This is a genomic window from Methylobacterium sp. R2-1 (assembly GCF_014191355.1).
Classification (GTDB): Bacteria; Pseudomonadota; Alphaproteobacteria; order Rhizobiales; family Beijerinckiaceae; genus Methylobacterium.
In genome coordinates, this window is the sequence record NZ_JACHWM010000011.1 from 1 (window position 1) to 19,512 (window position 19,512).

General features: G+C 65.1%; 25 protein-coding genes and 1 pseudogene. 5 read left to right on the forward strand and 21 right to left on the reverse strand.

Annotated elements, in window-relative coordinates; genetic code table 11:
- The coding region (locus FHU13_RS15805) for an N-acetylmuramidase family protein (protein ID WP_183436820.1) at window positions 1-810 on the reverse strand (810 nt) is incomplete at its 3' end.
- A 143-nt stretch (window positions 811-953) separates the two neighbouring features.
- Complete coding sequence (locus tag FHU13_RS15810; protein ID WP_183436821.1) at window positions 954-1,310, reverse strand: septal ring lytic transglycosylase RlpA family protein; 357 nt, start codon at window positions 1,308-1,310, stop codon at window positions 954-956.
- Window positions 1,311-1,482: 172 nt separating this feature from the next.
- Here FHU13_RS15810 and FHU13_RS15815 point away from each other — a divergent pair, with 172 nt between their 5' ends.
- Window positions 1,483-2,508 carry a Hint domain-containing protein gene (locus tag FHU13_RS15815; RefSeq protein WP_183436822.1) on the forward strand — a complete coding sequence of 342 codons (1,026 nt, stop codon included), beginning with the start codon at window positions 1,483-1,485 and terminating at the stop codon, window positions 2,506-2,508.
- Here FHU13_RS15815 and FHU13_RS15820 read toward each other — a convergent pair.
- The 5 genes from FHU13_RS15820 to FHU13_RS15840 all read right to left on the reverse strand — a co-directional run bounded on the left by FHU13_RS15820 (window position 2,495) and on the right by FHU13_RS15840 (window position 7,887).
- Window positions 2,495-4,084 carry a hypothetical protein gene (locus FHU13_RS15820; RefSeq protein ID WP_183436823.1) on the reverse strand — a complete coding sequence of 530 codons (1,590 nt, stop codon included), beginning with the start codon at window positions 4,082-4,084 and terminating at the stop codon, window positions 2,495-2,497. The two genes, FHU13_RS15815 and FHU13_RS15820, sit on opposite strands and share 14 nt — an antisense overlap.
- A gap of 11 nt (window positions 4,085-4,095) precedes the next feature.
- Window positions 4,096-4,368 (reverse strand): hypothetical protein, encoded by a 273-nt coding sequence (locus FHU13_RS15825; RefSeq protein ID WP_183436824.1) that lies wholly within the window; start codon window positions 4,366-4,368, stop codon window positions 4,096-4,098.
- Window positions 4,358-5,875: a recombinase family protein gene (locus FHU13_RS27840; protein WP_312889601.1), complete on the reverse strand. Its 1,518-nt coding sequence runs from the start codon at window positions 5,873-5,875 to the stop codon at window positions 4,358-4,360. Before FHU13_RS27840 ends, FHU13_RS15825 begins: the two co-directional genes overlap by 11 nt.
- Before the next feature lie 86 nt (window positions 5,876-5,961).
- Window positions 5,962-6,198, reverse strand: a complete 237-nt coding sequence (locus tag FHU13_RS15835) for a hypothetical protein (RefSeq protein ID WP_183436825.1) — start codon at window positions 6,196-6,198, stop codon at window positions 5,962-5,964.
- A 1,014-nt stretch (window positions 6,199-7,212) separates the two neighbouring features.
- On the reverse strand, window positions 7,213-7,887 hold the full coding sequence (locus FHU13_RS15840) for a hypothetical protein (RefSeq protein WP_183436826.1): 675 nt from the start codon (window positions 7,885-7,887) through the stop codon (window positions 7,213-7,215).
- A 599-nt stretch (window positions 7,888-8,486) separates the two neighbouring features.
- Here FHU13_RS15840 and FHU13_RS15845 point away from each other — a divergent pair.
- Window positions 8,487-9,401, forward strand: a complete 915-nt coding sequence (locus FHU13_RS15845; protein ID WP_183436827.1) for a hypothetical protein — start codon at window positions 8,487-8,489, stop codon at window positions 9,399-9,401.
- 274 nt (window positions 9,402-9,675) lie between these two features.
- On the opposite strand, the gene FHU13_RS15850 is transcribed toward FHU13_RS15845, so the two are convergent.
- The 14 genes and pseudogenes from FHU13_RS15850 to FHU13_RS15915 form a co-directional block, all read right to left on the reverse strand.
- Window positions 9,676-10,074, reverse strand: coding sequence for a hypothetical protein (locus tag FHU13_RS15850; protein ID WP_183436828.1), 399 nt, complete (start codon window positions 10,072-10,074; stop codon window positions 9,676-9,678).
- An 18-nt stretch (window positions 10,075-10,092) separates the two neighbouring features.
- A complete protein-coding gene (locus FHU13_RS15855) occupies window positions 10,093-10,533 on the reverse strand; it encodes a MucR family transcriptional regulator (protein WP_183436829.1) in 441 nt (146 codons plus the stop codon).
- Between the two features lie 231 nt (window positions 10,534-10,764).
- Window positions 10,765-11,217, reverse strand: coding sequence for a MucR family transcriptional regulator (locus tag FHU13_RS15860; protein WP_183436830.1), 453 nt, complete (start codon window positions 11,215-11,217; stop codon window positions 10,765-10,767).
- A 56-nt stretch (window positions 11,218-11,273) separates the two neighbouring features.
- Complete coding sequence (locus FHU13_RS15865) at window positions 11,274-11,738, reverse strand: hypothetical protein (RefSeq protein ID WP_183436831.1); 465 nt, start codon at window positions 11,736-11,738, stop codon at window positions 11,274-11,276.
- The gene (locus tag FHU13_RS15870; protein WP_312889596.1) at window positions 11,731-12,354 is read right to left on the reverse strand and encodes a hypothetical protein; all 624 of its coding nucleotides are present in this window, start codon (window positions 12,352-12,354) and stop codon (window positions 11,731-11,733) included. Before FHU13_RS15870 ends, FHU13_RS15865 begins: the two co-directional genes overlap by 8 nt.
- Window positions 12,290-12,643, reverse strand: coding sequence for a DUF1376 domain-containing protein (locus FHU13_RS15875; RefSeq protein ID WP_183436832.1), 354 nt, complete (start codon window positions 12,641-12,643; stop codon window positions 12,290-12,292). Before FHU13_RS15875 ends, FHU13_RS15870 begins: the two co-directional genes overlap by 65 nt.
- 5 nt (window positions 12,644-12,648) lie before the next feature.
- Complete coding sequence (locus FHU13_RS15880; protein WP_183436833.1) at window positions 12,649-14,055, reverse strand: DNA-methyltransferase; 1,407 nt, start codon at window positions 14,053-14,055, stop codon at window positions 12,649-12,651.
- Entirely contained in the window at window positions 14,052-14,294 is a 243-nt protein-coding gene (locus FHU13_RS15885; protein ID WP_183436834.1) for a hypothetical protein, read from the reverse strand. The genes FHU13_RS15880 and FHU13_RS15885 overlap by 4 nt, the downstream gene beginning before the upstream one ends.
- The gene (locus tag FHU13_RS15890) at window positions 14,291-14,647 is read right to left on the reverse strand and encodes a hypothetical protein (protein WP_183436835.1); all 357 of its coding nucleotides are present in this window, start codon (window positions 14,645-14,647) and stop codon (window positions 14,291-14,293) included. Before FHU13_RS15890 ends, FHU13_RS15885 begins: the two co-directional genes overlap by 4 nt.
- 246 nt (window positions 14,648-14,893) lie before the next feature.
- Window positions 14,894-15,160 (reverse strand): annotated as a pseudogene (locus tag FHU13_RS15895) (DUF2312 domain-containing protein); the annotation flags it as partial.
- Window positions 15,161-15,231: 71 nt separating this feature from the next.
- On the reverse strand, window positions 15,232-15,552 hold the full coding sequence (locus tag FHU13_RS15900; protein ID WP_183436836.1) for a hypothetical protein: 321 nt from the start codon (window positions 15,550-15,552) through the stop codon (window positions 15,232-15,234).
- Window positions 15,553-15,554: 2 nt separating this feature from the next.
- A complete protein-coding gene (locus FHU13_RS28405) occupies window positions 15,555-16,139 on the reverse strand; it encodes a Gp49 family protein (protein WP_312889597.1) in 585 nt (194 codons plus the stop codon).
- 64 nt (window positions 16,140-16,203) lie between these two features.
- Window positions 16,204-16,377 (reverse strand): hypothetical protein, encoded by a 174-nt coding sequence (locus tag FHU13_RS15910; protein WP_183436837.1) that lies wholly within the window; start codon window positions 16,375-16,377, stop codon window positions 16,204-16,206.
- 631 nt (window positions 16,378-17,008) lie between these two features.
- Entirely contained in the window at window positions 17,009-17,179 is a 171-nt protein-coding gene (locus tag FHU13_RS15915) for a hypothetical protein (protein WP_183436838.1), read from the reverse strand.
- A gap of 229 nt (window positions 17,180-17,408) precedes the next feature.
- On the opposite strand from FHU13_RS15915, the gene FHU13_RS15920 reads away from it, so the two are divergent.
- Genes FHU13_RS15920 through FHU13_RS15930 form a run of 3 tightly spaced genes read left to right on the forward strand, consistent with a single transcriptional unit; the run spans window position 17,409 to window position 19,497 of the window.
- Window positions 17,409-17,768, forward strand: a complete 360-nt coding sequence (locus tag FHU13_RS15920) for a hypothetical protein (RefSeq protein WP_183436839.1) — start codon at window positions 17,409-17,411, stop codon at window positions 17,766-17,768.
- 5 nt (window positions 17,769-17,773) lie between these two features.
- On the forward strand, window positions 17,774-18,493 hold the full coding sequence (locus tag FHU13_RS15925; protein WP_183436840.1) for a YqaJ viral recombinase family protein: 720 nt from the start codon (window positions 17,774-17,776) through the stop codon (window positions 18,491-18,493).
- On the forward strand, window positions 18,490-19,497 hold the full coding sequence (locus tag FHU13_RS15930; RefSeq protein WP_246714696.1) for a hypothetical protein: 1,008 nt from the start codon (window positions 18,490-18,492) through the stop codon (window positions 19,495-19,497). The genes FHU13_RS15925 and FHU13_RS15930 overlap by 4 nt, the downstream gene beginning before the upstream one ends.
- The last annotated feature ends 15 nt before the right edge of the window (window positions 19,498-19,512 follow it).

Below are 19,512 nucleotides of genomic sequence, written 5' to 3' on the forward strand. Positions count from 1 at the left end.
GTGGATCAGGTCGTAGAGACCGGCGAGGCCGGAGCGGACCGCGCCGCCTGTCGCCTGGACTCCGGAACGAAGAAGCCCGCCGGTGGGGGCGGGCTGCGGGGCAGGCGAGGGCGCGGCGGTCATCGGCGCCAGCGGGTCCGGCGCCGGCTCGCCCATGCCGGGCGACCACGGCGTGTCCTTGATCTTCGACCACTTGGCGAAGGCCGCCGCGAGCTTCTTGTCGTACCCGTGCTTCGCGTTTTGCGCGCCATTGTAGCCCTTTGCGAAGCCGCCCCAATCGTGCCGGCGCAGCTCGTCGTCGAGGCCGTTGGTGACGATGAAGCGGACCATGGCCGCCAGGTGCTCGGCCTCGCCGCCATTGCAGAAGGCCAGCACCATCGCCTGCGGGGTCGCGTAGCCGGCCGCCTTGAAGTTCTCGCCCAGGATCTGACCGAGGCCCCAGGAGCAGGCCTTCAGGGCTGCGGTCTCGTCGATGGCCAGAGCCTGCGCGAGGCGCGGATAGCTGTCGCTCGGATAGGCGCCGGGCTTCCACGCGGCATAGGCGAGGCCGAGCGAGGCAGCGCGGGAGCGGGCAGCGCCCGAGAGGTTGCGCCAGAAGACGTGCGGCTCGAACAGCATCTTCGGCCGCTTGAGCCGGTCGAAGCCGCCGCCCGAGGCCTCCACCTCCATCACGGTGTGGATCTCGTCCTCACCGACGCCGATGGTGTGGCCGACGCGGGGGAGGTCGTAATCGGTCAGCCGAGCGGCGGCACAGACGAAGCCGGCAGCGCGCAGGCGCGCGAACGCGCCCGCGTCGGGGGACGAGGTCATAGTCGGCTCCGGGTTGTGGGGTGGACGAGTTCTTGACCGGGCTTTGATCCGACGCCCCTGAAAAGGGCCGAAAGCTCGCCGGACCAGAGGCTTAGCGGGTGGACTAGATTTGACCCGGTTTTGACCGATTAGGCCGGCGAGGATCAGAGGCGGGAGACGCGCACCCGGGCGAGCCCGCGATGCGTGATGCCGAGGGCGCGGGCCGCCCCGAACGAGAGATCGATCAGCCGGCCCAGACGCGGGTGCGGGCCGCGATCGTTGACCCGCACATCGACGTGGCGGCCGGTGGCGAGATCGGTGACACGCACCGGAGTGCCGAGGGGCAGGGTCCAGTGCGCGGCGCCGAGCGCCTCCGGAACGAACGGCTTGCCGTCCGCGCGCCGGGAGCCGGACTCGTGTCCGTAGAAGGACGCGGTGCCGGTCCAGTTGGCGCGGGCGGGCGTCACGCCGAGCACGAGGCAAGCGAGAGCGGCCCGCACCGCGAGGCGTTGCAGGAGCATGGTGGGTCCGATTGTTCGATGGTCGACCGCCGCGGGCTGCGGCGTTCAGCTATTCGCCCGACGCTCTCCCAACCAACCCAAGATAGGTGAGTGTGGCTTTTCGGGCATCGACTCCAGCAACCTCAGCGTGCCCTCTTTGGATTGAGAGCCGAATGGTGGGGCGAGGGCGACGATGGCGACGCAGGAAGTCGATTTTTCGATTTCAGACCGCGTAACACAGGCACCTATTGCGCAAGGTACGCTGTCGATAGATCCAAGCACCAATCAGGTTTTGGGTATCACCGGCACCGTAGGATCCCAAACCATTTCCGGGCTATCCACCTTCAACGGCGCAACGAATACGGTATACCGCCAGAATATTACCACTCAATTAGGTGGGGTCGTCTATCGGTATGAAGTCGTCAGCATTGGCTTCGAGGCTGGCGGCACCAGCTACTATGTGCAAGGCCCGACCCCAACTTTCCCCCTCCCGCCAACTGGCCCCTCCCGTCTCGTGACAAGCGATGGCACCGACGTGGCGGTGAACGCCAGCACTGAGTCGCAATTTCAACCCATCTGCTTCGTTACGGGAGCACGCATTCGGACATCTCGTGGCGAGGTTGCCGTCGAGGATCTCCAGGTCGGCGACGTCGCGGTGACCGCCTCCGGCACCTTGCGTCCCATCACCTGGATCGGCCACCGCGAGATGACCGCCGCCGGTGCGGCTCTCCCCTTCCACCAGCAGCCGGTGCGTGTCCGCGCCGGTGCCTTCCGCCAGGGTGTGCCGGCTCGCGACCTCAGCCTCTCGCCCGGCCACCCGGTGCTGATCGGCGCGGAGGCCGACGGCGAGGGCGGCATGCTCGTACCCGTGATGTGCCTGATCAACGGCACCACGATCGCCCGGATGCCGGTCGAGACCGTCACCTACTGGCACGTCGAACTCGATGCCCACGACATCCTGCTGGCCGAAGGTCTGCCGGCCGAGAGCTACATCGACGGCGGCGACCGTGCCTTCTTTGTCGAAGGCTCCGACCATGCCCTGCACAACCCGGACTTCGTGCCCGCGGGCTGGAACGGCCGCTGCCGGCCAGTCGCCGTGGACGGCCCGCTCGTCGAGGCCGAGCGGGCGCGGCTCGACGCCGTGTTCTCCGGGTCCTTGAGCGAGCAGTGCGAGTGGGAGCCGGCGAGACTTTGGTGCGAGCCTGTCAGCATCGCGTGACGATCCCGCCAACGACCTGAAACTGCTGCGTGGGCGGGCCGTTGCACGACACACCGGCAACACCGCTCGCAGCATAGCTTCCCGTCGCGATGGTGCCGAGTGCTTCAAGCGAGCCGTTAAGGCGCATGTTCCCCGAGCCATCAATGCGGGCGACGGAGGCACTCTGATCATTTCCGGGATGAAGCATCCAAGCGTTCAGCCCGCCACTGTAACTCATGCACATCAGCGCGCCGTTATAGCAGACCTGCTGACCCGGCTTGAAGAATGCTGCGTAGGGCATTGCGTCTTGCGAGAAGTCTAGTCCGACACGGTGATTGCCTGTGGCCTTGATCAAGGTGTGGGCGGAATTGTTCATAAAGAAATCGACATCTTGGTTGTAAGTCCCGCCCGGACCGTCCTGAAAGAACAGGCCATAGTGCGCCATGGCCCCGCGTCCGCTCCATGCACCGGGAGTCGCGTTCGTGCCGATCGCACGATCCGCTTGGCAGGTGGGACCATCCGTGCACGTCACCCTGTAGCGCTGGCCTGCATAGTCGATGAAAGCAATCTTGTGGTCGAAACGGCCCTTCCCTTGATTGTCGGAAACATACGTGAACGTTGATCCCGATGTCGTAAGCGTCCCATCATAATGATAGGTCTCGGGGTTGCCGAAGTAGTGCACAGCTAGGTTGGGATATGGGTTGATCCCGCCGTAAAACACCCAGGCCGAGATACAGTTGAAGTTTTGCCCGGGCGGACCGGTTGGGCCAACGACGCATTCGCCGTTGAAATTGCTATGATCCAACTCGATGCCGTAGGTCTGAACCCCCTTGCTCCCAGGACCGATAACGGTGTCGATATTTAGGCCCCACATCGTCGCAGGCTGTTCGCCGTTCGGGCCCGGACGCTGGTGCATGGACATCAACTGTCCCGTCGTGTTCGGGCTGAACTCGTCGGACGGATGCGCCGCAGAATAGGCGCCACCCACCACATCTACGTTGATGAATGAGCCGCTGACCTGACCGGGGCTGGCCCCGTCCGCCTTTGCATTGATCAGATGATACGTGCCACCGCGGATGAACGGAGTCCCTGCTTCAGGGTCAGGCGGGTATCTGCCGTTCGAGGACGTGGTTCCGCGGGTAGCATGGACGGGGATCGCAGAGGATGCGGTGGCGGCGAAGACGCCAAGGCAGCTTGGAACCCACGTCGCGGTCCCGTCTCCTGTCCAGCTTCCACTCGTCGACAAGCAGGCAACGGGGTCCGTCTGTCTCGACAGTCCGGTGAAGATCGGGTTGTCCCGCATGGCGCGGTCCGCCAGAAGTCGCGATAGCGTACCCGAGGCGGCCGACGTGGTCGGCGTGACGTTGATGCCGGAGCCCTCGCCCTTCCAGCGGATCGTTTTGGCGGTGCCGTCAACGCAGCCGACCGAGACCATCGTCTTGCCGGTCCGCTCCCGCACCGCGAGGTCCGGGCACGCGCCGCTGTTCTGGAGGCCGAGTTCGGGCAGCGTGAAGGTCTGGGCCGACGCAGGCGGGACGTACGGACCGAGGACGGCGATTGCCAGCGCCGCCAAGGCGAGTCGCATGGAGCTGATCATGTGAAAAGCCTTCACTTCGGCTGGAGTGCGGCAGAGAGGAGCAGGTCGGACACCTGCACGAGGCTCAAGTTCAGCGTCTCCTTCACGAAGGTGAGGAGCGCGCAATCCGGGGTGACGAACGCGGTCGTGCGATACGCCCGGTTGACAGCGTTGCCCGGATCGGAGGGCACTGCATCCTGGAGGGTCGCGGTCGCGCCTGGGCGTATCGCCTCGAGGGCCGCGAAGAATTGGTTTGCCGTGACCTGTCCGTCGCCGGAGCCGTTCCCGACCACATCAAGGGTCACTGCTGTGCCTTGCCGTCCGACCCGCACCGTCGCAGAGGGCGACCGCACATCGATCGGGAATGTCGGGCGGATCGGATAGCTCGGCATGGCGGGGTCTCCTCAGGCGAATTCGACCGGCTCGGAGAAAACCTGCTCCGTCTCCGGGCCGATGGTGACGAAGACCCGCACGTCGTAGAGGCCGGGCGGGACGTCGAGCAGCGAGCCGACCGGAAAGACAGCCTCGACCAGGCCGGGATTGGAGACGACCAGCGACCGTCGCGACACGGCCCGCGCCGGAGTTCTCCAGCGCGCGGAAGAACTGCCCGCGGGTCGGAGCGTAGAACTTCGCGGCCGTGATCGCCGCATCCCGGAGCGCAACGGACCCAAAGGCAGGCTGGAACACGACAGCATCAATGGCGACGTACTGAGCCGTCGATGCTTCGGACAGGACGAACCCTAATCGAACATAGGCGCACGTTGTCGGAGGAGTGACCGGCAGGCCGACCTCGGTCCACCCTGCGCTGACGGGACCGTTGTTCAACCGAGTATCGACGGAGAGCAGCGCGTCCGTCTTGTCGTAGTAGCGAGCCTGAACACTGAAGCCGGACGTGGTCGTGCCAGCCATCGGCGCCACGAAGAACGTGAGCCCGTGCGCGATCGCCGGAGTGACATCCATGCGCGGCCCCAGAGCCGCGACCGCGCTGCTTGTGGTTGCCGTCGCCTTGCTGAGCAGGAGCGACGTCTTTCCGGCATACGCGGCGGCCATGTAGGCCGAGACCCCGCTGCCGGCACCAACCGCATTCAGCAGCGTCCAGCCGGCCGGTACGCCGCCCGCGACTTCCTCCATGTCCCCGTTGGGGCAGAGGTTCGCGGCCATGGATCCAATGTCGAGCTTCGACGGGCGAACCTTATTGTTTGCATCCTCGACCACGCGGAGCCCGCCCTGCAGGTCCTTCTCGTAGCCGTAGGGCGCCTTGCCCCCGGCGAACCCGCCCTTGCCAGCCTTGACCACCCGGCCGCCGGCCGTCCGGTCCCGGATCACGAACCGCTCGTTCTCCGCCATGCCGGCGAAGATCGCGAAGAAGGTCCGGCCCATCGGGTTGGACGTGTCGATCACCGATTCCGTGACCGACCGGAAGGCGACCTCGTGTTGCTCGGCCAGATCCGAGACCGTCGTCATCGCGTGGCGGATGTCTCGGGACAACCTGTCGATCTTGGCGACGAGGAGCACGTCGAGCGCGCCGGCCTCCGCGAGGGCGACCACCCGGCCGAACGCGGGGCGTTCAGCCGGTTTCGTCGCGCCGGAGACGCCGGCGTCGGTCAGGACCTCGACGAGCTCGTAACCCTGGCTCTCGGCGAAGGCGCGAACCGCCTTTTCCTGCGTGTCGAGCCCGTGGCCGGTGGCGGCCTGCTCTTCCGTCGAGACCCGGAGGTATCCGACAGCCCGCGGCGCCCGTGCCGCCTTGGCCTCCTGTAGGACTTTCGTCCGGGCTCGCAGGCGGCCCAAGCGCTTTGAGCCGGTGACCACTTGCAAGCCTATGATTTTGCTGCGCTTTTCGGCCTAATTCGACCAGAAGACAGGCTCATTTCCAAGATCTCAGGAGAACTTGGAAATCACCGTCCTGCGACTGCCCGGCGAGCACGATTGCGATGCTGGACAACCGCCCGCGTGCCAGCGATCGAACCGGCCGGGAACACCGTCGCGCAGGGCTTCCGCGCCAGATCGCGCGGCGGCTCGGCTCCGGTCAGGTCGCGGTAGAGACGGCGCAGACCGATGCGAAGCTCGCCGATCTCGCCGAGGAACGTCTCGACGGTGTGCCGATGCCCCGGCACGCGGAGACGATCGGCCATGCAAGCGAGGTCGTGGACCCGCTCTGCTGTCTCGCGGTCCGTCATCGTGGGCCGATCATCGCAGAGAAGCTCTCGTTCGTCCCGCACAGGCAACGCCGTGGCTGTGGCTGTGGGTCGGTTCGAGGGCCGGAAGGGCGCCGAGGCTGAGCCTCAAGGCTGTCGGCGGAAGGACGGCACAGAGGCTGGCACATCAACGAGACAGAAGCTGCTCGATGAAGAGACGGCTTGCGAGGCCATCCACGTCCTTCCGCCCCGGATCTATAGCAGGAGAAAGGTTGATGAAACGACAACGCCCGGCGGCGGTGAGGCCCCGGGCGCGCGTCTCGCGACACTGATCAGATGCAGGGTTTTGCCCGACGGGTCAAGCGGGGGCCGCTATCGCAGCGTCGCGCATCTGAACGCGCTCAGACAGTGCTTCGGCCAACCTTGACGAAACCCCAGGACACCACCTTTGAATAAAAGCTGGCGTCATGCCGTTGAACGAAATTGACTTTCGGCGTAGGCGGCGGATCGCGTCCGGATGGATCGCTGAAATCTGTCTATATAAGTCTAGAGCCTCCCGATATTTATCCGAAAGCCCCGCCTCACATCGTTGTAGATAGTCCCCGGAGCTGACAAAATAGGGATCCAACGATAGCGCAACCGCCGCCCCCTCCTCGATCATTCTGGCACCATCCAAGTCCGGGCTTAAGCAATGCACAACTTCGTGGGCAATCTGATAGGTTGATCTCATCTGATCTCCTATCGCGTTTGTGTTCAATTCAATTCCAATAAAGCGTTTGTCCTTGCCAATCGGATATCTCGTCTGTGGACCGTCCTCATCGAAGGTGAAGCCGGCGAATGACCAATTCGTGTCTCGCCGGCCATAGACCTCTTCGGCCCTAATCATGCATCTGCTAAAGCTCTGAGTTACGAAGTGAAAATACCAAACCTGAGACCCGAGCCAAGCACTTTGATCCATCGCAACCCCCGTTCTTGCGCAAGATCTTAAGATAGGGGTTATTTTGGTGACGGCTATGATTGCTCTCGCGTCCCCCGGATGTGCTGCCCTTCCGCCCCGGTCGCGGTGTGCTGTTGCTCCGTCAGGGACTCCAGCAGCCAGCGGAAGCGCTTCGCCACGTCCGTCGCGGCCCGCTCGCCCGATCCCTTGCCAGTGCGTGCGGCGTAGGCGGCGAAGGTCTGGCCCTCGGCGAGGATGGCGCGGAGGAAGTGGACGCCGACGCCGCCGATCGCCTTCTCAAGCAGTGCCGTGAACTTGCGGACCCGTTCGGCGTCGTCGATCGCGTAGATGATCGCCAACTCGTGCGCGATGGTCTGATCACGGGAGCCGCCGGCATTCCAGCCACCGGAGCCGAGACGGGCGCCCGAGCCGCGCTCGAAAACCGCCTGGATCATGCGGCCGACCTCGAACTCGGCGCGCTCGATGCGCTTCGAGGCAAGCTCTTGCGCGAGCACGTCGACGCGGCGGTTGATCGCGACTTCGCGATAGGCGCCCGGCTCGAATGGATCGGGCACGTTGGCGCGGCCGACGACGATTTCGCGGTCGCTGGCGAGGCGCGGGAGCGGACGACGCGAGGAGGCCGCGCGGCGGCTCTTCTTGCTGGCGGAGATCGAGATAGACGAAGCGGCGACGGACACGAGCCAGACCTCGGAAGGAGCGCGACCGGTCTGGGCGCTCGGTAAGATCATGGGTCGATTGTCCGTTTCCTCACAGTCAAGAGGAATAATTGCAGCGCAGCGCTTCGCCCGTGAAGCCTCGTGATCGAAACTGACACGTATCAGTGGCATGTCCGCTGCGGGTGGAGGCTGTGTGAAAACGCATGAGTGGTAGATGGATTTCTCCTCAAAAAACCGCGGGCGGCACCGGGATAGGCGTGTTGGAGGCATCCGGACCATCACCCCGAATGCCGGATGCCTGCCACGCAGATGATTGTTCTACAATTTCGCAACGCTCCTGCGTTTTCACACAGACTCGGCGGTGAGCAGCGTTTGCAGGGCCGTCCAAAAACAGGCATTCCACTTCCTGCCATTTCGGTCATATAACGATCCTAACCTGCTGTTCCGAAGCGGATACTTCGAGCCGCAGAGGAAATGTCGTAGGTGGACACGAAGCAAGCGGCAGCAATCGTTGCCCTTGCGATCTCACGATTAGCCCCACCCATATGCCCCCACTTGATCTAGGCGGCTTGGGAATGCCGAATTCCGACACTTCGGACTTGATCTTTCAAGCTATATTGGCCGACGAATATATCTAGAACACAGAACCGAGCGAACTAGGGCGACCGGCAATGTGGATAGAAGCCATCTCGGTAATCGGAGCTTTCGCGTCCATTGGCGCCTTTATCGATTTCTTCATCGGCAAGAGCGGACAAAAACGGGCCAGAGATTGGCTCGAAGACCAGTGGTTACGTCTCAGCGATCTTAGGCTAGAGAACTTCGGGCGAAACGAAGCAGGGTTCGCTGGCCGTGTGCTCATAGCTACATTCGGCATATTCCTGTCACGAAGACGGCTCCTCATTAGCTTTGCGGCCATGGGTGCAGGCCTCTTTCTGAGCATAATTGGGCCCGGATTAACATTCGGATTTGCGCATTATGACTTTTTCGACATTCTTCTCACTCTTGGATCAATCTTAATGGCGACTGCCAGCTTAAACATCAGCATATCGCTAACAATTTTGTTCTGCCGCTTAGCGGAACGTCGTCTTCCGGAGAGCAAGACGGCGAGTTTCGCTTATACATCAATTCTATTTTTGATACAGTATGTGATTGCACTCGGAGGCTATGCGCTTGCTAGAGCATCTTTGTCCATCATATCTGTTCTTTCGACATGGCGAATTTCTGAGATCCCATTCGACCCATTGAAAGAAACATTTCATTCAATATCCAGAGAATTTTCCATACTGTTTAAAAATTGGTCTTGGTGGCCCTATTATGATCTTGAGTTATTTTTCGATTTTAGGTATGATGGATTTACTTTAGTCAATATATGTGCGGGCGATTTATCAGCGCTAACCAATATATTTCGACTGTTGATTTTGGCTATATTTCTATTATCATATCTGTTACAGCCTGCGCAGAAATTTATCTTCACGATATGGGCGCGACTAGTTGAAAGTGAGAAGCCGGTCTTTACTCTGATATTCGGGGCCATTGGCGCCGTCATAAAGTCGATACAGGAAATTCACAAAATAATCCACGTATAATGCGCAGATAAACCGGTGAACATTGAGGTAAATACAAGTTATTACTTATCTAGATAGCAGCCTATATATTTACCGAATGCTGGAATGAACGCATTATTTCGCCATATCCAATTTATTACTTTACCTACTAAAAGGTGAACAGCTTGCATTCGTCCAACCTCGGTTGTTCTGGGCTAAGCAAACCAGCGGTAAGCAGACCTCCTGGAGGCCCGAGAAGGTTCGATAGTTGCGGCCGGCACACCCAAATTGCTACACCTGCAATCTTATCTCAGGGTTATGGTCTGCGATCATCTGTGTTCTTCGCCGCCGCGATGCGCTCGCAGGCCTTGATGCGCCGCCGGTCGAAGGTTGCGCGCGACCACTTGGTGAGGCGGCAGAACTCGGCGATCGATCCACCGACCTCGCCGTGCGTGGCCATCGCTCGAGCCCAGACGAGCACCGCCTGCCGATCCTCGCTCTTGTCGCCGAGCACGGTGCCGGAGAAGGCGAGCATATCGAAGGTGGCGTCCGGCACCTCAGCTTGCACCGCGTGGAGCGTGTTGCCGCGCGGTGCGTAAATCGGCGTGTAGGGCAACGCGCGGAAGGCAGCCTTCAGCCAGAGCTCGACGTCCGCACGGGTCCACGGTTCATTGGAGCGCGGGGGCGGGCTACACCCTTCGATACGCAACGCCATACGCTCCGGGCAGGCCCCTCACTCCGCAGCCTTGGCAGGCCACGTCCGGCGCTGCCGACCCAGACTGGTCGCCCGCGCGATCGCCGCCCGCTGTTCCGAGTACTCCGGAGATGTCATCGGATAGTCGGCGGGCAGTCCGTAGCGGACCCGATAGCTGTGTGGGTCAAGCCCGTGGTGGCTGAGGTGCCGTCTCAGCGTCTTGTACGGCTTGCCGTCAACGAAAGAGATCAGCGCCGCGGGCGAAATTGATTTTTTGATCTGTGCAGGCGTCGGCTTTTCAACTTCGATTGCGATCGCAGCCGGTGCCGCCAGACTCGTCAAAGCAGTCTGCACGTCGGCGATCAGCCCAGGCAGATCCTCTGCCGGTAATGTATGGTTTCGTACATAAGCCATCACAATCATGGCTGTGAGATCGACAAGTCCGCCGCCCGAGGACGGAGAAATACTTTCATATGACACGTTTTGCTCCCCCCTAAGTCTAAAAAGTCGAAGCTAAATTTCAAAAATCGTTTTGCACTAATTTCGATCCCGCAAACGGGGGATGGATCAAATTTTCGTCAGGATGAACGGGGCGCCCGCGTCGCGCACGCCCACAGCGCGACCCTGCCGCGGCGGCTCCACGGGTCGGCAGAGCGCAGGGGTGGGGGTGGTCGTTCTGGGCAGGCAAGCATCTGGGTCCGGTGGGAGCGCTTACTCCGCAGCCAGCGCAGTTGAACGCCCGCCAGGTCGGCCAAGACCGTTGCCCTTGGCAACGCCTGACCGCAATTCCGAGTAGCTCGGCGCAGTCATGGGATAGTCGGAGGGCAGGCCGAAGCGTTCACGATACGAGTAAGGGGTCAAGCCGTGTGTTCTGAGATGCCGCTTCAGCATCTTGTATGGCTTCCCGTCGACAAAGGAGATCAGCGCATCGGGCGTGATCGATTTGCGGATCTGAGCGGGTGTCGGCTTCTCGACATCGACGTCCTCGCCTGCCGGAGCAGCCAGCGCACTCCCAAGACCCGCAAGCGCAGCATGAACACTGATGATAAGATTGGGGAGTTCCCTTGGTGGCAGAACATTTTTGCCGACGTAGGCGACGACAATATCCGCAGCGTGTTCCAGCCGGTCGTCGCGAAGTGGGGCGCCGGGTGCATTGCTTGTCATCTGATGAGCCTCATTTCCTGATTTGCTGATCCGAAAATCATTATTATCACGTCAACTTAAAAATGTCCTGCGTCATTGCGCACAATCTGATTTTGCAATTTCTGGAACACCCAGATCGGCACGCAATCCGGCGGGATGACTGCAGGCCGGCGATCAACGACGACCGAGCCGCCGATGCGGTCGAGGTGGATCTCGCGCTCGCACAGGGCGACGCAGCGGCGCGGGTAGACGGTGACCATCGTGCCCGTGCAGTCCGCGCGAGAGGCGCCGGCGGTCCGGTGGACACCGAACAGCGCTTCCGTGCTCCACCCGAAGTCGGCAGCGGCCTCGCCCCAATCGTCGAGGAAGGCGAGCATCGCCCGGCGCACCGAGCGCCACACGCCGGGCCTGCCTCTCGGGCCCGGCTCGACCCAGATCATGCCGGGGCAGGGGACCTGGTGCTCCGGCAGGCTCAGCACGCCGGCCCGCCATGAGGCGACGAGGCGGGCGGAATCGGTGAGGCGAGGGCGGCGCTCATGCAACCCGCTCCTTCTGCGCCGACGCCTTGGCATCGAGCCGCGCGGCGAGCTGCGCGAGCGAGCCGCCGGCAGCGACCTCGCGGAACTTGGCGCCGGCCTCGTGCAGCACGTCCTCACGAGCGGCGGCGACCGCCTCAGGCGACGGGCGAGGGCGTCCAAGCTCCGTCTCGCCTTCCCGATTCAGCCAGGAGGCCGCGATCTCGGCGACCTTTGCCCGGTCCTCGTCCGACGGCGGGTCATAGACCTCCGCCTCGATGATGCGGCGGATCTGGACGAGGAGCGCCCGCTTCGGGATCAGCCCCTCCCGGACCTCCGCCGCAAACTCGGCCGGCGACGGCCGCCAGCGGCGCACCCACGGCAGCAGCGGGGTCCCGTCGCGGAACCGCCCGGCTGCCGCGTGGATGCCGGCGAGCGGGAGATCCTTCAACGCCTCGATGTACTCGGCGATCAGGACTTCGTTCTCGTCATCACCGCGCCCTCGGCCCTGCTCGAATCCGATCAGGATCCGCGTCACGAGCGCGTCGACCGAGCGCCGATCCCGGCAAGGCTGAAGTTCAGCCTTCACCCGCTCGGCGACGGCGGAGAGCGCGCGACGCTCCGCTGTCGTGGCTCCGAGCACGCTGGAATTCCAACTCCTCGTGCGTCGAGGTGCTGTCGATCCGGCTGTCGCCCGTGAGGGTGATCTTACCGGCCTCGGCGAGGCTCTCGATCGCGGCGCCGGCTCGCCGCTCCGTTAGGCCGGTGCGGCGGGCGAGGGTACGGGCGGTGTCCGTGATCGGGCCGCCGGTCTCATAGATCCGGAGCAGCACCGTCACGTAGATCAGTCCCTCGTCGGGCTGGAGGCCGGACAGGGCGCCGAGCAGGGCGCTCGGGCCGCAGCGGAACCAGGGAAGGCGTTCTGAGGCCATGGCGGCTACTCCGCAGCTACGGCGAGCGGAGCGGGCGCGCCGACGATCTCGGCCGCAAGGCCGATCCGACGCGCGGACATCGCCGCATATTCGGGGTTCAGTTCGATCAGCGTGGCGTCGAGGCCGAGCCCGTCAGCGACGAGTCCGACCGTTCCGGCGCCGCCGAAGGGGTCGAGCACCCTGCCGGCGACCGGCGGGGTAAAGCGGCACAGGCCCTCGCACTTCGGCTGCGGGAGCGCGTGGCCGCAGAGCCCGCAGGCCTGCGCCGGGACACCCGCCTTGATGCACCGCTCGGCCAGGGCCGGCGGGAACGTGGCGAAGTGAGCCTCGCGATAGGCGCGAGGCGCGATGCTCCAGACGTTCCGAGCGTTGCGGGTCTCAAGCGGGTTGAGGCTCAGCTCGGCGAGCGCCGCATCCATGCTCGCGTTGTTCTTCGTGCCGCTGCCCGGCCGGGCGAGCTTCCGTGCTTTGTCGCCGGAGTGCGCGACGGCAGGCTCTTCGACATAGGTCGCGGAGGTCCTGCCACCCGGATGGATGGTGCCGTGCGTCCCAGGACCAACGGCCCACCCGCCCGGCACCTTCACTTTCCGCGACTGCGGTACCCGGTCGACGTTCTGGCGCGAGTTCGGGCCAGGTCGTTTGACCCGGTTGCGCCCGCGGTCGGGCTGGTCCGGGTCGAGCTTGTCGAGGCGGCCCCAGCCGACGCCCGTGTCGGTACCGCGGGCCGCCGCGCGCACATGGGCGCCGCCGGTCACCGGCTCGCGGATGGCCTCGTGATTGTAGAAGTAGTCCTCGCTCTTGGTGAGGAGCCAAACCTTCTCGTGCGCCGACGTGGGCCGGTCATAGACCGACTCGGGCATGGGATTCGGCTTGTGCCAGATGATCTCCGAGCGGACCCACCACCCGTCATCCTGGAGGGCGATCGCGAGCCGGTTCGGGATCATGCAGAGGTCCTTCGGCTTCAAGAAGCCTCCGGCCACCACTCGCCCGCCGTGATCGATGCGCCGCGGACCGACACCGGCCGCGTTGGCTTGGGTGCCAGTGAAGGCGCCTCGAGCCGTTGCATAGGTCGGATCGTAGACCGGCCCGACCGTCGAGAACGGCTTGTCCCGAAACGTCCGGTCGTCGCCCACCACGTCGGCAGCGGCGCGCCCGTTCGGCGAGGCCGCATAGCAATCGCCGTAGTTCAGCCAGAGCGTGCCTTGAGGCTTCAGCACGCGCCGAACCTCGCGGAACACCTCCACCATCACGGCTAGGTGCTCGCCCAGCGTCCGCTCGAGACCGATCTGGCCGGCGACGCCGTAATCGCGGAGGCCCCAATAGGGCGGGCTCGTCACCACGCAGTCGAAGAAGGCATCGGGCAGGGCGCGCAGCTGCTCGCGCACGTCGCCGACGAGGATGCGGACCGTCATGCCCGCCCCCGCGCCATGTCGACGAGGCGCGCCTGCGACGCCGCAGCCTCGAAGATGTTGATGCTGACCCGCTCGCACAGGTCGTTCGCGGTGAGGGTATCGCCGTCGGCAGCCATCGCGATCACGAGGCCAGCACCGGCGACGAGACAGCCGAGGAGATCCTCTAGCCCGGCTGGGTGCTCGGAAACGCCCGCGATCTTGGCGACGATCAACTCGTCGAGGTCGAGAAGCGCGTTCATGCCGCGAGCCTCCCAACCCGCCGACGCACGATGCCCCAGCGCTCAAGCACCGCGATCGGCTCATCCCGGCCGCGCGTCAGCACGCACGGGACGCCGAGGCGCTCGCAGCGCTCCCGGAAGGTGACCTGCGCCTCGCTCTCGACACCGCGCGCGGTCTTCAGTTCGAGGAAGCCGACCCGGACGAGTCCGCCCAGCACCAGGAGGTCGGACAGACCAGCAGTCAGTCCGGCTTGCCCGAGGGCCCCCGCGTTCGGGATCGCGGCGACGAGGGTGTCCGGCAGGCCGAGCGTCTCCCAATGCTGGACGACGGCGGCTTGGATCGCGGATTCGCGCAGGACGGAGCGGCGGGCCATGGCTCAGCCCCGCGCCGCAATGGCATCTTCGATGTCGACCTGCGCCCCATCCGCGCGCATCTGCTTCGCGGCCTCGCGGATGACAGTTCTGGCGCTGGCGCCGACGGTGACGGTGACGCCCTCCATGCCAGCGAACGCGCGGGTCACCTTGTCCCCGACCTGCTGGCGCATGCTGCGCTCGCTGCCGCCGCGGGTGCGAGCCGTCTCGCGCTCGACAGCGGCACGGCCGAGCGGCGTGTCCGCCAGCATGCCGAGCGCCTGCAAGTAGAGCTCGAGGACCGCCTCCTCTTCCATGCGCTCGTCGTAATCGCGCTTGCGCATGGCGATGATCTTGCGAATGACCTTCGTGTCGAAGCCGTTCGCCTTGGCTTCCGCGTAGACGTCCTTCACGTCGCCCGCTATGCCGGCCTTCTCTTCTTCGAGCCGTTCAATACGCTCGATGATGGTTTTCAGTTGATCGGCCGCGACCGAGGACGGATCGACTTGCGGCGCGGGCGCATTTCTGGCACTCATCTGTCTCACCTTGATCTCGGACATTGCAACCGCCCGGCGCCCGCTCCCCAGCAGGCCGGGCGGTTCGCGTTTCAGGGGTGGTAGCGACCTGGTGGCAGGCGCTCGCCGTTGACCGGGCGCATGGGATCGCCGCCGATGGGCGGACGGCGCGGCACGCGGGGCTCGTCGATCGCGGGCAGGTCGGCCGCCGGCAGCGGCGTCGAGGGACCGGCCCGCAACCGCTCCTCAGCCTGGGCGAGGGCGACCAGTGCGTAGCGGCGGCCCTGGACGAGGCTTCTCGCCGACGCCGAAGCCGCATCCCGCAGCAGGTCGTTCCGGCGCACGATCTCGGTGCGCACGGTATCGATCAGGTCGGCGAGGCCGGCATCGGTCAGGTCGGCGAGGGCGCTCATCGTCAGGCGACCCGGCCGAGATCGTCGTGGGCGCGGTCAGGCGTTTCCTGGGCGGCGAGTTGCTCGCGCAGCAGGTAGCCCTCGAAGGGCCAGATCTTCCGGAAGGCGTTCTCGTAGGCGTACCGCTCGCCGACTGCCTGATCGTAGTTCTCCGGCGCGGCCGGCGCGCTCTCTCCCGTGACGAAGAACCCGTTGCGCAGGGTGATGAGGCAGATCGTCAGGTGCCGAATGCGGAAATACTCGACGTCCGCGATCTTCGCCTTGATCGACGCTTCCGTGACGCGCGGAGCGGTCTTCGTCTCGACCACCGCCTGCGTCTCGGCGAGGCTCAGTGCAGGCTCTCCCTTGCTGTCAGCCTGGATGGAGGCCGGCGCATAGGTCGCTGCGAACACGTCGGGAGCGCACGGGTAGAAGCCGACGCCGTTCGCCTCGGCGATGATCCAGTCGCCCGGATTGACGCCGACGAAGCCCTGGCGGCCTTCGATTACGTAGCCGCCGCCGACGCCAATCTCGACCGCCGGATGGTCGCCCGCCTTGTTGAACTGCACCGCCTCGACAGTGACGGGCTTCTTCGTGAACTGACCCACAGTCCTCTCCTCTCGCTCAGCGGCTACGGCCGCGGCTCCATCGCCCCGAACAGGGGCAGCTCGGTCAGTTCGGAGGCAGCCGGCCGCCGCGGTCGGCGAGCAGCCGGTCCCACAGCCGCCGACGCCACGTCCGCACCCGGCTCCACAGCGGCGCTGTCAGCCGCGCGAAGAAGAGCCTCAGCCGCGCGAACAGCAGCGTGATCAGGCCCGGCGACAGTGGCGGTGAGCGAGGCTTCATCGGCGAGCTTCCTGAGTTGCCGCTCGCGTTCGGCGGCGTGGACGGCTTCGAGCCGGGACAGGACGTGCGAGGCGATTTCCTTGGGCGGCCGGTATTTCAGCGCCCAAAGCTTGGAGAACGGGACACGTGCCCGAGTAGCGACCCGGCGCATTGCGTTGCCGGCATCGCCCCAACCTGTCGCTTCCCAGCGGATCAAGTCGTCGGCCCAAGTCTGGGCCCGTGAAACGTCAGCGCTAGACATTTGCGCCACCCGCAAAAGCTTTTTGCACACCCTCAAATCCCTCTGTGGTTTCTTCGGACCACTGAGAGAGGACGTGCAGATGAGGGAGGGAGCGGAACGCACGAGGCACAGGAGCGCGACGGCCGAGAGCTTGCAGGCGCAGGCAGACGCGCGAGTAGGAACGGCCCGAGAAAAGGGCCGCCCCCGCGGGAACGGGAGCGGCCAAGTCCTTGGGAGGAACGCCCACGAGGGGCGTGTCAGTCGCGGGGCGACGGACCACGAGCGCGCCGCGGGAACGGCGCGAATGGGGACGCCCGGCGCTGTCGTCCAAAACAGTGATCTTGGGGGAAAAGGTCGGCCGGGCGATCACGCGGTTCATTCCGCGCGATGGGAAAAGGGGGAGGGGGCGGCTCATGCGAGCAGCCTCGATGGGAGCCAGCACAGCGCGGCGGCCGCACCGTCGACCACGCCGACGGCGAGTGAGAACTGGCAACCGACGGCCGCAGCGCGGGCGAAACCGACCAACGCCGTCAGGCCGAAGAGGACGGCTGCAGCAGCGGCGACGGGAGCGAGCGCGGCCATCTCAGGCGCGCTCCACGACGAACGACCTACCCCGAATGCGCAGGGCAATGGCCACAAGAGCTTGGCCGCCGCAGGCGAGGGAGTGCCGAGCCACCGCTATCATCGCCGGAGCGCGATGACCGGACCATCGTCGTCGGCGCCGCTGTCGCCCTGATCGCGTGGCCGGCTGTCTCTGGCATCTACGACGGCAACCGCCAGCAGGCGGCCGACGACGGGGAGGGCCGCGACCGTGGCTGATCGCACCCCCGAGCAGCAGGCGCTCGCCGACCTGTTCCTGTCCCTCGGCATCCGGCTCCCCGTCCGCGCGGGCGGGATGCACGGTCGCGGCCTCTCAGAGGCCGACGGAACGCCCCTCTTCATGGGAGCGCCGACCGGCAGCCTGTCCACCGACCGGGCTCGCGCGCTCGCCTCCGCCGCTGCGATCAACAAGGCCACCGGCACGCCCGACCACGAGGCTGCACCACTCCCGGTCCTGCGCCCTCTCACGGCCGACGTGATCCGAGCGGCGTCCGACCCCTTCGACCCCGAGCACCTGATCGCTGTCACGCAGGCTGCCCGGATGACCCCTCGCGCCGACGCTGCGGAGTGACCCCCATGGAGATGATCGAGAAAGGCGGCACGCGCCCCACGGTGCGCATCCACCGCGACCTGTACCAAGGCACCGAGGAGTGGCTCGCGGCCCGCTGCGGTATGCTCACCGCGAGCGAAATGGGGCTCATCATCACCCCCACGTTCAAGGTCGCCAAGAACGAGAAGGAGAAGGCGCACCTCTACGAACTGCTCGCCCAGCGCATCAGCGGCTACGTCGAGCCGCACTTCGTCAGCAACGACATGCTGCGCGGGCAAGAGGACGAGATCGAGGCCCTCACCCTCTACGCCCGGCACTTCGCCCCGACCGAGGCCGTCGGCTTCATCACCAACGACAAGTGGGGCTTCACGCTGGGCTACTCGCCCGACGCCCTCGTCGGCGCCGACGGCTTGGTCGAGACCAAGTCCCGCCGGCAGAAGTATCAGGTCGAGACCTTCGTCGTTCACGTCCTCGAAGAGACCATCCCGAGCGACTTCCTGATCCAGGTTCAGACCGGGCTCTTGGTCAGCGAGCGGTCGTGGTGCGACCTGATCTCGTACTCTGGCGGCCTGCCGCTGGCCCGCATCCGCGCGTACCCCGACCCGAAGATCCAATCCGCGATCGTCGAGGCTGCCGAGGGGTTCGAGACCCGCCTGGAGGAGGCCCGCGCCAAGTACCTCGAAGCCATCGAGAAGGCGGGCAACATCCCGACCGTGCGCCGCGTCGAGGGGGAGATCCTCGCGTGACCGACCTGTCGCAGACCATCGCCCCCAAGAGCGACCAACTGAACGCCGACGACCTGATCGCCGGCCCGCTCACCATCAAGGTCACGCGCGTCTCGCCGATGCGCGAGCCCGACCAGCCGATCGCGATCAACTTCGAGGGTGACGGCGGCAAGCCCTACAAGCCCGGCAAGTCCATGCGCCGCGTGCTCGTGCGGGTCTGGGGCAACGACGGGACGACCTACGTCGGCCGCCGGATGACGCTCTACCGCGACGACACCGTGCAGTTCGGCGGCGTGGCCGTCGGCGGCATCCGCATCAGCCACATGTCGAACATCTCGGCCGCCGTGACGATGGCGCTGACGGTGACGCGCGCGAACCGCAAGCCGTTCACGGTGAGGCCGCTGCCGCCCGAGCAGGGGAGGGGCTCGGACAAGGGCGATTCTCAGCCCGATGGATCGAAGCCGCAGACCGGCCGCGACCGTCTCTACGCCGCTGCGCGCGAGGCCGCTGGTAAGGGCACTGCGGCGCTCTCTGACTTCCGCGCTTCCCTGACCGATCAGCAGGACCGGGCGCTCGACCCGATCCTCGCCGATCTGGAGCGGACCGCCGAGCGGGCGAACGAGACCGACGATAGCCCGACGCCGGACGTCGACCGATTCCCGGCCGACGACGAACTCGCCGCGCGGGGCGAGCGTCTGAGATGCCGCGTTCCCGCACCGTCGATCACGCCGCCGCCATCGCTCTCCTTCTCGAGGGACACACCTGCCTCTCGGCCTCACGCGCCCTCGGATGCCGCCGATCCACCGTCGAATGGATCTCGAAATGCTACCGCAACAAGCATCCGGCCGTGCTGCCTAAGCCCCGGACGACGTGGAAGATGCCGCCCTTCGTGCGGGTGCCGGACGAGTACCGGGCCGCCGGGCTGGCCGATGACTATCGCGACCTCGTGCGGGACTTCGGTCTCGTCGAGGGCGAGCGCCAGTGTCGACGCCTGCTCGACGAGACCCGTCGGCTGGAGGCGCTAGACGCCCGGATGGGGA